The sequence below is a fragment of the Intestinirhabdus alba genome (assembly GCF_009711095.1).
Taxonomy (GTDB): Bacteria; Pseudomonadota; Gammaproteobacteria; order Enterobacterales; family Enterobacteriaceae; genus Intestinirhabdus; species Intestinirhabdus alba.
The window spans coordinates 69647-82224 of record NZ_WMJZ01000012.1 but is presented as its reverse complement, the minus strand read 5'-3'; the positions used below and the strand labels follow the sequence as shown (position 1 = coordinate 82224).

The 12578-nt window shown below is 58.7% G+C and carries 11 protein-coding genes and 3 pseudogenes; 3 read left to right on the top strand and 11 right to left on the bottom strand.

Annotated elements, in window-relative coordinates:
• The first annotated feature begins 609 nt into the window (after nucleotides 1-609).
• From GJV78_RS10575 to GJV78_RS10565, 3 genes and pseudogenes are all read left to right on the top strand, one after another.
• Nucleotides 610-915, top strand: coding sequence for an RHS repeat protein (locus GJV78_RS10575; RefSeq protein ID WP_167519508.1), 306 nt, complete (start codon nucleotides 610-612; stop codon nucleotides 913-915).
• Nucleotides 916-1119: 204 nt separating this feature from the next.
• Nucleotides 1120-1250 (top strand): annotated as a pseudogene (locus tag GJV78_RS24130) (RHS repeat-associated core domain-containing protein); the annotation flags it as partial.
• Nucleotides 1251-1327: 77 nt separating this feature from the next.
• Nucleotides 1328-1630 (top strand): YbbD family protein, encoded by a 303-nt coding sequence (locus GJV78_RS10565; protein WP_155108305.1) that lies wholly within the window; start codon nucleotides 1328-1330, stop codon nucleotides 1628-1630.
• Nucleotides 1631-2167: 537 nt separating this feature from the next.
• Here the strand turns inward: GJV78_RS10565 and GJV78_RS10560 are convergent.
• From GJV78_RS10560 to GJV78_RS10510, 11 genes and pseudogenes are all read right to left on the bottom strand, one after another.
• On the bottom strand, nucleotides 2168-3220 hold the full coding sequence (locus GJV78_RS10560) for an ABC transporter substrate-binding protein (RefSeq protein ID WP_155108304.1): 1053 nt from the start codon (nucleotides 3218-3220) through the stop codon (nucleotides 2168-2170).
• Between the two features lie 396 nt (nucleotides 3221-3616).
• Nucleotides 3617-3865: a hydrogenase maturation factor HybG gene (gene hybG / locus GJV78_RS10555; protein WP_155108303.1), complete on the bottom strand. Its 249-nt coding sequence runs from the start codon at nucleotides 3863-3865 to the stop codon at nucleotides 3617-3619.
• A 27-nt stretch (nucleotides 3866-3892) separates the two neighbouring features.
• Complete coding sequence (gene hypA / locus GJV78_RS10550) at nucleotides 3893-4234, bottom strand: hydrogenase maturation nickel metallochaperone HypA (protein WP_155108302.1); 342 nt, start codon at nucleotides 4232-4234, stop codon at nucleotides 3893-3895.
• Nucleotides 4227-4718 carry a hydrogenase-2 assembly chaperone gene (hybE, locus tag GJV78_RS10545; protein WP_155108301.1) on the bottom strand — a complete coding sequence of 164 codons (492 nt, stop codon included), beginning with the start codon at nucleotides 4716-4718 and terminating at the stop codon, nucleotides 4227-4229. Before hybE ends, hypA begins: the two co-directional genes overlap by 8 nt.
• Nucleotides 4711-5205: a HyaD/HybD family hydrogenase maturation endopeptidase gene (locus tag GJV78_RS10540; RefSeq protein WP_155108300.1), complete on the bottom strand. Its 495-nt coding sequence runs from the start codon at nucleotides 5203-5205 to the stop codon at nucleotides 4711-4713. Before GJV78_RS10540 ends, hybE begins: the two co-directional genes overlap by 8 nt.
• Nucleotides 5205-6908, bottom strand: a complete 1704-nt coding sequence (gene hybC / locus GJV78_RS10535; RefSeq protein WP_155108299.1) for a hydrogenase 2 large subunit — start codon at nucleotides 6906-6908, stop codon at nucleotides 5205-5207. Before hybC ends, GJV78_RS10540 begins: the two co-directional genes overlap by 1 nt.
• A complete protein-coding gene (hybB, locus tag GJV78_RS10530; protein WP_167519506.1) occupies nucleotides 6905-8083 on the bottom strand; it encodes a Ni/Fe-hydrogenase cytochrome b subunit in 1179 nt (392 codons plus the stop codon). Before hybB ends, hybC begins: the two co-directional genes overlap by 4 nt.
• Nucleotides 8073-9059: a hydrogenase 2 operon protein HybA gene (gene hybA / locus GJV78_RS10525; RefSeq protein WP_167519505.1), complete on the bottom strand. Its 987-nt coding sequence runs from the start codon at nucleotides 9057-9059 to the stop codon at nucleotides 8073-8075. The genes hybB and hybA overlap by 11 nt, the downstream gene beginning before the upstream one ends.
• A gap of 2 nt (nucleotides 9060-9061) precedes the next feature.
• Nucleotides 9062-10180, bottom strand: a complete 1119-nt coding sequence (hybO, locus tag GJV78_RS10520) for a hydrogenase 2 small subunit (RefSeq protein WP_155108298.1) — start codon at nucleotides 10178-10180, stop codon at nucleotides 9062-9064.
• Between the two features lie 349 nt (nucleotides 10181-10529).
• A pseudogene (locus tag GJV78_RS24125) lies at nucleotides 10530-10811 on the bottom strand (DUF2623 family protein); the annotation flags it as partial.
• Between the two features lie 201 nt (nucleotides 10812-11012).
• Nucleotides 11013-12572 (bottom strand): annotated as a pseudogene (locus GJV78_RS10510) (methyl-accepting chemotaxis protein); the annotation flags it as partial.
• Nucleotides 12573-12578: the final 6 nt, after the last annotated feature.

Genomic DNA, 12578 nt, shown 5'->3' with positions numbered 1-12578 from the left:
TGTCGCTATTGGTTAATGCAATTAATTCAATATATATTGGCAGAGATAATTATTATCACTACGCAATTAATAAAATATCGCGCTGTTTCACAAACTACCCATATAAAATAAAACCCACCGGTAAAATGTTTTATACCCTAAATAATTCGAGTTGCAGGACAAAACGCAGCGCGTTTTGAACCGCCCCTGGGCTGGCCCCGAAGGGGTGAGGCCTTCAGGCCGAATCACGCGGCGACACGGTGACAAATTCGTCAGGAACGAATTTGAACAGCCGCTGGCTGCCTCTGGTGAGAGCCAGGGATGTCTCTCATTAATCCCCGGGAGCTTACTGTAGTAAGTGACTGGGGTGAGCGACAAATCTGCCTGGAGCAGATTTGAACGCCGCTGGCGGCGGCCCGTCAGGGCGAGTCTCATGGATGAGACGAGTAACCCGAAGCCAACTAACATGCAGCCTGAAGTATGACGGGTATATACTGAAACTCCGCCGGTTCAGTACGGAAACGGGTAATTAAATATCCCGACAGATATATATTAATAAAAATATATCGTCTGAAGATAAATACGCAGCAGGCCCGACGGTAATGTATCACCCTGGACGATGCGTCTCTGGTGGCCTTCCGTTATGATGAACGCGGCAGGCTGGCGGAGGGGGAGGAACACCAGGCGCGGCGCTGGCACTATGACGCCGCAGGGCGGCTGACGGCGGCGGAGTCGCCCTCCTCCTACAGCGAAGGCCACGTGCAGAAGACAGAGGCGTTTGATTACGACCCGTTCAACCGGCGGACCAGCAAGTGCCGCAACGGCGAGCTGACGGAGTTTATCTGGCAGGGAAACCGGCTGGTGGCGCAGACGCGGGGGAGTGGCAGAGTTTTATTTACGAGCCGGGCAGCCGCTGGCGCTGGTGGAGGGGCATAAGTGGCGGCTTCCTTACGGGCATAAATCAACGGTGTACTGGTATCAGACGGACCACCCGGGTACGCCGCACAGCCTGACGGACGTCAATGGCAGGTGGATATATGCCTGTGAATATGACGCCTCGGCCGGATGAGTGACGAATAATTTTTAAGCGATTATGATAGGAGCAAGGCACTGCTGAAGTTCCGCAACCCGCTGTGTTTTCAGGGACAGGACGAGGAGTCGAGGCTCTTTTACAATCTGAACCGGTACTACGACCCGACGCCAGGGCGTATATCACACTGGACCCGACAGGGCTGACGGGCGGGCGGAATCAGTATGCGTATGTGAAAAACATACCCGTCGGCGTGAATAAGAACATGGATTGTAAAGGAGAAAATATTCTCCTGACAAATATAACTGGAAATAATTTATGAAATTAACCGTTGAGTTACATGGCATAGATCCCGTTAAGGGAGAATGGTTCAGCATATCGAAACATGAGTCCGATCGTTATAATCATGATATTTTACTGCTGATTATTAACAAAGTCCTGGATGAAGGTGCTAAATATAGCAGAAATGGTCTTGAAGGATTAAGAGCTTTTCATGTTGAATTGTCAGTAGCTATTATTTCTGATGAAAATGGCTTCAGACCTGCATTCGACATTGATGTGCGTACAATAAGCAGGCTTAGCGCGGCAGGTGCCTCATTTGATTTCGACCCATATATATAAATAGCCTGCCGTGAAAACATAAATGTAAGACATTTGGCTGAATTCTAATATATCCCCGTCATACTTCAAGTTGCAGGACAAAACGCAGCGCGTTTTGAACCGCCCCTGGGCTGGCCCCGCGGCAGGTGAGCGACAAATTCGTAAGCAATAAATTTACCCGACGGCAGGTTCCCTTCGGCGAGGGGCAGGGATACCCCTCATTCATTCCCGGGGGCATAGCAAACGCTGTGACCGGGGTGAGTAACAAATCTGTCCCGGGCAGATTTGAACGCCACGCGGCGGCGGCCCTTCAGGACAAATCTCATGGATGAGACAAGTAACCAGAAGCCAACGCACATGCAGCCTGAAGTATGACGGGTATAAAAGCCGGGGGCAGACAGTACCCCCTCCCGGCCTTTTATTATTTTTACCTCGCCAGGCTAGTACGGCCAGCAGAAAGCGCAGGGCAAGGTGCTGGCACAGGACGTTCTGGTAATGGCTCAGGCCACAAATCCAGGCTTAACGCCCTTTACGGGACCGGCTATTTTGCAAAGCGATTTACTCCACGCCCTGGTAGTCGGTACGGTAGAAGCGCTGATACCAGTCGTTGGCGACCCTGCGCATATCAATATCCCGGAACTTTTCCGGATAGAGCTTCTTCGCCATCCACAGCTCGCCAATGCCCATCGCCTCCGGCATCGGGTAACCCCAGGCCTTAGCATAATCAGGCATCAGATAGACGCGCTGGTTTTTCACCGCGTCAATCACCTGCCACCGCGGATCGTTGCGGATCTGCTCCACCACCTTCGGATAGCGGTCCTGGACAAAAATCACCTGCGGGTTCCAGGCGATCACCTGCTCCATCGCCACCGGCTTAAAGCCTTTCACCGTCGCCGCCGCCACGTTCAGCGCCCCGGCGTGCGCCATCATCAGCCCGGTATATTTGCCGGAGCCGTAGGTGGTCAGATCCGGATTAGCCATATAGGCGCGCACCCGCTTCGCTTCAGGAAGCGCCTGCAGACGGTCGCTGACTATTTTACGGCCGCGATCCGTCGCCTCAATCAGCGCCTTCGCCGCCTGCGGCTTATTGACGATGTCGCCGATAAGCGTAATGCCTTCGCGCAGCCCGCGATCGTAAGCCGCCTCCTCATTCACCATGGTCGGGTTAATTTTGGCCTGCTCTCCCGCCGCGTCGTGGCGCAGGGAGATCGCCACCACCGGGATGCCAAGATCGCTGATTTTGTCGATCATTTCCCGCGGCGCATAGTTGGTGACAAACACTACCTGCGGATGCAGCGCCACCAGCTTTTCCGGATCGACGTGGGTTAAATCACCCAGCGCCGCCTTCTGCGCCAGCTCCGGTGCCAGCCGCGCGTAGCCTTCGCCGAGCTGCTGCTTCCAGTTGGCCATTACGCCGACGATTTTATCGGTGGCGTTCATCTGCACCAGCAGGTTCAGCGTCTGATGCTGCAGCACCACCACGCGATCGACGGTGTCCGGAACGGTAACCTGGCGGCCTATCTGATCGGTGAAGGTGCGATCGGCCAGGGCCGTGAAAGGCAGGGAAAAAAGAAGCGCCAGCAGGGAAAGCTGGCGCAGGGATGTCAACATGAGCGTCTCCTCGCAATCGATATACCCGTCATACTTCAAGTTGCATGTGCGTTGGCTTTATTCGGCCCAGGGGCCTCACCCTGAAGGGCCGCCGCCAGCGGCGTTCAAATCAGCTAAGCCGATTTGTCCTCGCTCACCCCAGTCACTTACTCTAGTAAGCTCCTGGGGATTAATGAGAGACATCCCTGTCTCTCACCAGAGGCAGCCTGCGGCTGTTCAAATTCGTTCCTGACGAATTTGTCACTGCGTCGCCGCGTGATTCGGCCTGAGGGCCTCACCCCTTCGGGGCCAGCCTGGGGGCTGTTCAAAACGCGCTGCGTTTTGTCCTGCAACTCGAATTATTTAGGGTATATACACTCTATTATATAACGATTGTCGGGGCGCTTAACAGCGGGATCAGGCGCTGGTGACGTCGTACTCCATACGGCGCAGGGCGTCCAGCGTGATTCTGGCCTCCTCTTCGTCGATAATGCTCATGGCAAAACCGACGTGTACCAGCACCCACTGCCCCACCAGCTCCGCCGGATAGCCTTCGCAAATCAGAGCGATATTCACCTCGCGCCTGATGCCGCACACTTCGACCTGCGCCAGCTGATGAATATCCTCACCGACGGCCAGCACCTGGCCGGGGACTCCAATACACATAGTTAACCACCTGGAATGAGAAGCGGGTTACTCCACTTCAATACTTTTAACCTTCAGGGAATCGCCGGCGTCCACCCGCAGGCTGACGCCCTGGCAGCGCGGGCAGGGCGCGTCGTGGCGCTCTATTTCAACCGCCTCGCCGCAGTCCCAGCACCAGGCCTGCGCCGGCCGATAGCCGATATGCAGCGTACTGCCTTCGGCTATCGTCCCCCGGCAGACGATGTCGAAACTGAAGCGCACGGCGCTCTCCTCCACGCAGGAGAGCGCGCCAATCTCCAGCCATACGCCGGTGACGCGCGTTACCCCATGCTGCTCCGCCTGCTGCAGCACGATCTCCACCGCGCTCTGGCACAGGGAGAGCTCATGCATGCTCGCCGCTCCGGCGGCCGAACAGCAGGGCCCGGCGACCGGCCTGCTGGGGCGAGTCGGGATCGCTGACCGGCAGCGACAGCAGCATCCGCGCGCAGTCGTCCGCCAGCCGCACGCCCTCCTCCGCCGACAGGCCGCGCTCAAGGGGCGACATCAGCGAACAGGAGAGATACTGCGAAACGCCGTCCAGCTCGCCGACGGTAAAGGTCATATCGCCGTAGGGCAGGCGCAGGCCGAGCTTGTCGCTGACCTTGCGCTGCGGCCAGATCTGATCCGGGCCGGGGAAGATCAGCGCGCTCAACATCCACGGCGTAATCACGCAGCCGGTCCACTGGCCTTCAAACGGCGTCAGGTCGGTGACATAAACCGGCATGGACGGATGCAGAAACGACAGATCGTGCATCGCGCGGCGGGCGATCTCCTCAAAGGCTGCCTGCACCCGCGCCTGCGGAGAGGTGGAAAAGCCGATGATCTCGTCAGCCATGCGTCGGCTCCTTAGGCGTCGCCTCGACGCCTGACTCGCGCAGCGCGGCTAACACCTGCTCCAGCGCCGGCTCAATCATCGCCTCCACCGTCGGCGTCAGGCCGATGTGCGGCTCCAGGGATTGCGGGATCACGCCAACCAGCGTCAGCTTCTTCGGAAACTCGTCGGTGAAGCGCAGGGCCGACAGCACGTCGGCCAGGCCAAGCTGGTGGGGCGAGATCTTATTGGTGAACAGCGCCGGCACCTCGTCGTCGCGCAGGACCATCAGGGTGCCCGGCTCGCGCTTCTTCGACACAATGGCGTCGGCGATGATCAGATGATCCCGGTTCGCCATGTCGCCGAGCAGCTCCATGCCCGCGGTGCCGCCGTCGAGGATCTCGACGTACTCCGGCAGCGCGTAGCGCTGCCCTAACGCCTCAACGATACGCACCCCGATAGCCTCATCGGTCAGCAGGATATTGCCGACCCCTAAAACTAATATCCGCATCAGAGGACCTTCACCGAGACCACTTCACTGCCGTCGGCGTCCACCACGTGCACCGCGCAGGACATGCACGGATCGAAGGAGTGAATGGTGCGCACCACCTCCAGCGGCTTGTGCGGATCGGCGATGGGCGTTCCCACCAGCGACTGCTCGTACGGGCCAACCTCGTCGTTGAAGTTGCGCGGGCCGGAGTTCCAGGTGGAGGGCACCACCGCCTGGTAGTTGCTGATAATCCCGTCTTTGATCACCATCCAGTGGGAGAGCATACCGCGCGGGGCCTCCAGGAAGCCGACGCCCTTAAACTCGCCCGTCGCCGGGATCTCCGGCTTCACGAAGGTGGTGAAATCGCCCTTGCCGATGTTTTCAATCAGCGCGGCGTACTGATGCTGCAGGATATTCTGCAGCTCGCAGCAGTGTACGGTGCGCCCGATGATGCGGCCGAGAGTGGAGTGCAGCTGCGCCACCTCCAGGGTCTTGCCGGTCAGCTTCTGGTAGATAGCGATAATTTCATTCAGCTTCGCGTGGGTCGCCTCGCGCCCTGCCGCCAGCTTGCACAGCATATTGGCCAGCGGGCCAACCTCCACGGTTTTACCGTAGAAGGTCGGGGCTTTCACCCACGAATATTTACCGTCGTCCGACCAGCCGGTGTACTCAGGAACGGTCGTGCCTTCCCACGGTGCCTGGGGCGCTTCGTCCTTGTACCAGGCGTGCTTCGCGCTCTCCTGAATGCCCTTGATCAGGAACTCGTCGGAGTGAGAGTTGATTGGCCGGTAGCTCGCCAGATCGGCGTTACTGATATAGCCGCCGGGGAACAGGAAGCTGCCGTTTTTGCCGTCGGTCGGATACTCCGGCGCGCACAGGTAGTTTACCGCCCCTTTGCCGCGCTCCAGCCACTCCGGATAGTACGCCGCGATCACCGCCGTATCGACTTTATAGACCTGCTCAACGAAGTCGCTCAGCTTGTCGATGAAGGACTTAATGTACATCAGGCGCTCAAGGTTCAGCACGCCCACGCCGTCGAGGTTGATCGGGTTCGCCACCCCGCCCACCGCCAGGTTCTGGATGTGCGGGGTTTTACCCCCCAGCAGCGCCACCACGCGGTTAGCGTCGCGCTGGCACTCCAGCGCCTGCAGGTAGTGGGCCACGGCGATCAGGTTGACCTCCGGCGGCAGCTGCATCGCCGGGTGACCCCAGTAGCCGTTGGCGAAAATTCCCAGCTGGCCGCTGTCCACCAGCGCCTTGATCTTGTTCTGAACCTTCGTGAACTCTTCCGCGCTGTTCAGATGCCAGCTGGAAACGCCGCTCAGCATCGCCGACGCCTTCGCCGGATCGGCCTTCAGGGCGGAGGTGATGTCCACCCAGTCCAGCGCCGAGAGCTGGTAGAAGTGGACGATATGGTCATGGGTGGTGTGCGCCGCCAGGATAATGTTACGAATATACTGGGCGTTAACGGGAACGTCGATGTTCAGCGCGCTTTCCGCCGCGCGCACCGAAGAGAGCGCGTGGGTGGTGGTGCAGACGCCGCAAATACGCTGGACGATCATCCAGGCATCGCGCGGGTCGCGGTTCTTGACGATCTCTTCCATACCGCGCCACATGGTTCCGGATGCCCATGCTTTTGAAACGACGCCGTTTTCAATTTCGCAGTCAATGCGTAAATGCCCCTCAATACGGGTCACCGGATCAATAGTAATTCTCTGGCTCATGCTTTGCTCGCCTCATGACGATTATGATCGTTGTGTTTTAAAGGAGGAAGGATCGGCAGTAGACGAATGAGTACGATGTATGCGCAGATCTCAATAGCCACAAATCCAATAGAAATCAACAGCTCTTCCCAGGTGGGGAAGTAGTGGTAGCCGCCGCCGGGGTTGAAGGCCACCAGCGAATAGGACAGACGCCAGGTCGCACAGCCCAGCAGCGCGCTGAGCGCCGACAGGTAGAGCATACGCGAATCATTGCGCAGCCTTGCGCTTCTCAGCATCACCAGCGGAAAGAGCATCAGAACCGCTTCAACCCAGAACATCACGGCGTACAGATCCCCGCTAAAGGCGTACGACAGCTTGTGGTGATAAATGAGTTCGCCAAAGCGCAGCACGACGAAAATCGCCAGCAGCACGCTGATGGTGTTGGTCAGCTTCACGAACAGGTTTTTCTCGTCCGGGCCGTTGCCGCGCAGGCCGCTCTGCACCAGCGAACCTTCAAAGATGACGATCGAGAAGCCCATAATAAAGGCGGTAAGCACCGAGAACAGCGGCAGCATCTCATAGCTCTGCCACAGCGGATGGACCTTGTTGCCCGCCGAGATCATCAACGACCCCATAGAGGACTGGTGCATGGTCGGCAGCAGCGCGCCCAGCGCAATGATGAAAAACATCACCTTGTTCAGGCGCTTAAGAGAAACCTTCCAGCCCAGACGCTCAAGCACGGCGGGCAGGAACTCCAGCGCCATAACGCCGATGTAGATGGTCATACAGACCGCCGTCTCGAACAGCACCGAGTTCACGTTAAAGTGGCCCGGAATGTAAAAGTACGGCAGGTTCCAGTAACGACCGACGTCGATGGTGATGGACAGGCCGCCGAGCGAGTAGCCAAACAGGCTGGCCAGCAGCGCCGGACGCACCAGCGGATGGTACTGCCCCCGATTGAAAACGTACACCGCCCACGCCAGCGCCCAGCCGCCGCAGGCGAAGCCGGTGCCGATCAGCAGATCGAAGGCGATCCACACGCCCCACGGGAAGCCGCCGTTCAGATCGGAGACGGACCCCAGGCCGAACACCAGACGCTTCACGATAAGCAGCAGGCACAGGACAATGAGCGGCCCAAAAATCATCACTGGTTTACTGATGATTTTGCCGCCCAGCGGTTTTGGATCATGACTCACGATCGTCTCCTCCGTCGTGATGGTCGTTTTTGGTATTACGACGAACCAGCACGGTTAAGCCCGCCAGCACTGCCAGTGGGAGCATCATGCCTTTATACAGGGTGTGTTGAACATGTTCGGAGCGCGCGCCGGTCGACAGATCGTCCAGCTTCGGCAGCCCCAGCTCCTCATAAGGAACCCCGGTCAGTACCAGCACCTGCGTACCGCCGCCCTCTTTTTCGCCGTACAGGTGCGGATAGTATTTCGGCACCGTGTGCAGCCAAGTATCTTTCGCCTCCAGGGTCTGTCGCGGGTAGTGGTACTCGCTGCCGGGCCGCAGCGCCAGGCGCTTTTTCGCCTCGGCTAACAGCGCTTCGCGAGTGCCAAAGATCACCGCCCCGGCCGGGCAAACCTCAACGCAGCCGGGAAGACCGCCCTTATCCAGACGCTCAACGCCCTTCTGGTTGCACAGCTCACATTTGTGAATGGCACCAAAGGGGTTGTCATAGTCGTACTTCGGCACGTTGTACGGGCAGGCGACCATACAGTAGCGGCAGCCGGTGCAGACGTCTTTGTCGTAGTGGACGACGCCGGTTTTTGGGTTTTTCCTCAGCGCGGAGACCGGGCAGACGGAGACGCAGTTGGGATCGACGCAGTGCATACACTGTTTTTTAATGTACGCATAGCCGTTCTCCTGCTGGTCTTTATTCGCGCCCGTGCCGCTGTGCCACACCTGAATGATGTTATTGGTGTACGGCGACAGCTTGTCGTTGTTTGACCAGGTCTGCTCCCCTTTCGGGTTGCGCGCCGGAAAGTTGATATCCTGACACTTTGTCACGCAGGCCTGACAGCCGACGCACAGCGTCGAGTCATACAGCATCCCTAACGCGCCGGGGATCGGCGGACGGTTTTCCGCCGCCGCATGGCTGACGGTCGGCGCAGCGCCCAGCAGCAGCGCCCCGCCGGAGGCGGCTTTAATAAAATTACGTCTGTTCACGGTTATTCTCCCCGTGAGTCAGCGTCATCTTTCTTCTGCTGACGCCCCAGTTCACGCACCGCCATCACGCTGACGCCGGCCACAAGTCCCACCACGCCGCCGAGCAGCCCGACGGCACCCGCGGAAACGTGGCCGCCCTCTTTGATATTCACGTCAGGCTTTTCGGAGCGCGGAGTCTGGTTTTCCACGTGAGCCAGCTGGTGGATCCCCTTATGGAAACCGACGCCCTCTTCGTTACAGCCGTAGCAGGGATGGCCAATAGCCACCGGCCACACGCCGCCGACGTCGCAGAACTGCAGCGTCGAGCAGTTGCCGTACGTTTCCGGCCCTTTGCAGCCAAGGTGGTAAAGGCACCAGCCCTCGCGGTGGCCTTCATCGCCGAACTCTTTGGCGAAACGGCCGGCGTCAAAGTGCGGACGACGTTCACAGTGTTCGTGGATCAGGCGACCGTAGGCGAAGGCGGGACGATTTTTCGCATCCAGCTTCGGCGGTTTACCGAAGGTGATGATATGCGCCACTGTGGCGAGGAAGTTATGCGGGTTAGGCGGGCAGCCCGGAATATTGATAACGGTTTTGCCCGGCAGTACCTCCTGCAGGCCCACCGCGCCGGTCGGGTTCACGCCCGCCGCCGCGACGCCACCCCAGGCGGAGCAGGAGCCGATAGCGATAATTGCCGCTGCGCCTTCCGCCGCTTTGCGGATATGATCCACAATCGGCTCTCCGGCGACCATACAGTAAATACCGTTATCTTTTAGCGGGATAGAGCCATCGACCACCAGCACATACTGCCCTTTGTACTTCTCAAGAGCGTGATGCTTGTTCTCTTCGACCTGATGGCCGAAGGCGGCGGAAAGCACCTCGTGATATTCCAGAGAGATGGTCTCCAGAACCAGGTTTTCTACCGTCGGGTGAGTCGAGCGCAGCAGCGATTCGGTACAGCCCGTGCACTCCTGAGCGCCTATCCAGACAACCGGAGGACGCTGCGGATTAGCAACCGATTCAGCCATTGCGGCAGCGGCTTTGCCGCTGAGGCCCATGGTGGCAGCGAGTGCTGCACAAAGCTTCATGAAATCACGGCGATTAACGCCGTGAGAAGTGATGAGAGTATTATCTCCAGTCATTTTATAGTTATTCCGTTGCGAAGACCTGGCGTTCATTCTGCACTACTTACAAATGGGTTACTGCGAGCAGCGCGCCATTTACCACATTCTTATTATGGTTATGTGTGACATAATACTGCGAAGGGGCGATAAAACGAAGGATTAAGTCAATGGTGTAATTAATTAAAGCAAAATAATACCACTTTAGGCTAAATGACTCAATCATCCACAGCCCCACGACGGCGCGCCGTTCAGCGAAAAAGACGGCCGTGACGCTGCGGGTTCAGACCGGGCGAAAAGACAAAGATCGCTTCATTCCGACGCCGCGCCGTTTCAGCCTGCCGCGCGCCGGGCTGCCAGATCCGACAGCCTACCCCTGGCCTTCCAGCCGATAGCCCGCCATGAAGAACCGGACGGCGACGGCGGACTGATTCTCGCGAAAAAAGTCGATAACCATCTCTTTATCAAGGCCGTAGCGGCGGGTAAGAATGCCCGCCTCCCAGGCGCTGAGCTGGCGATCGCCGGTTTTTTCAAACATCCGCTGCGAGAAGCCCAGCACAAAACCGCGCTTATAGTCGGCGCAGAAATGCGCCACATTACGGGCGCTGTCGGGCCGCGCCGCGTTGAGTCCGGCCATCAGGCCTTTGCCAAAATGGTTGTTCATAATCCCTCCCGTCGATATATAAAATGTTATATATCGACTTTTTCCCGTAAAGGCCAGAGGGATGCGCCCCTTTTTTAGCGATTCAGAAGGCAGCCCACGCTTCGCCCGTGGTCGCGGCGGGCTTCTCCTGAGGAGCCGCGGCTTCCAGCGGGNTGGCTTAGCCTGAGGCTCCACTGCTTTTAGCGAACCGGGAGCGGACGCTTCCTGCCCAAGGCGGAAGCGCTGCACGGAGCGCTGCAGCTCCGTCGTCTGCCGCTCCAGCGCGGCGGCGGCGGCGGAAACCTGCTCCACCAGCGCGGCGTTCTGCTGGGTGACGCCGTCCATCTGCGCGATGGCGATACCCACCTGTGAAATGCCTTTGCTTTGTTCTTCCGAGGCCTCGGCAATCTGCTTCATGATGGTGGTGACCTCGGTGACCCCGCGCAGAATCGCCTCCATCGTCGCGCCGGTCTCATGCACCAGCTCCGCCCCCAGAGTCACCCGGCTCACCGATTCGGCGATCAGCGTTTCGATCTCCTTCGCCGCCTCAGCGCTACGGCTGGCCAGGTTGCGCACCTCGCCGGCCACCACCGCAAACCCGCGACCCTGTTCGCCCGCCCTGGCCGCCTCCACCGCGGCGTTCAGCGCCAGAATATTGGTCTGAAATGCGATGCTGTTAATCACCGTAGTGATTTCAGCGATCTGCCGGGAGCTGGCCGAGATATCCTCCATGGTATTGACGACGCGGGAGACCAGCGCTCCGCCTTTTCCCGCCGTTTCCGACGCCACGTCGGCAAGCTGGCTGGCCTGGCGCGCGTGGTCGGCGTTCAGCTTCACCGTGGAGGTCAGCTGCTCCATGCTGGCGGCCGTCTCTTCCAGCGCCGCCGCCTGCTCCTCCGTGCGCGAGGAGAGATCGTTATTGCCGCCGGAAATCTCCGTTGCCCCGCGCCAGATGCTGTCGCTGCCCTGGCGAATCGCGCCCACCGCCTCCCGCAGGCTCTCCTGCATGGCACGCAGCAGCGGCACCAGCTGGCCGACGCAGTTGCGGCCGGTATCCTCAAGAGGTTGGCTGAGATCGCCCTGCGCAATCTGGCGGAACTGCTGGCGAATACGCGCCAGCGGTTTTACCACAATCGCCGCCAGGTAGCGGTCGGTAAAGAGCAGAATCAGCAGCCCCAGAATAACGGCGGTGATAATCAGGATACGGATCATTGAGGTTTTACCGTCCACCATCATCCGGGTGCTGTCCAGCATCGTTCCGGCTGTGCGGTTAAAGCGCTCAACGCTGGCTCCAAAGGCCCGGCTCAGGGCAGGCGTTACGTTATGGGCGTGGTCGAGATAAGCGTCGGCCGTCCCCTGCTGCGCAAGGTTCATTTGTGGAATAACGCCCTGGTCGAGCAGCGCCTGCCAGCTGGTCAGCACCGCGTTGGCAATTTCCGCATCCATCGGGCCGGGAGAGAGTGTTTTCATCTCCTCCAGCCTCTGACGCATATTATCCAGCGCCTGCTTTACGGGGGCAAAGTCAGGTTCTCCCCCGCTGTTTTTGACTTCCAAAACGCGACTCAGCCGGGTAACAAAGCGAAAATACTGATCGTTGCCCTGGCTGATGACCGTCATCTGGTGAACGAGATGGCGGTCAACCTCGTTGCCAGCGGAAACTCTCGACAGCGAATGGACGCTGTAAAGCCCCACGCCCGTCCAGAGCGCGCAAAAAAGTCCCAGTATCGTCAGCAGAACCAGGCGGATAGTGTAGTTCTTCAGTAATCGCATAAGTCA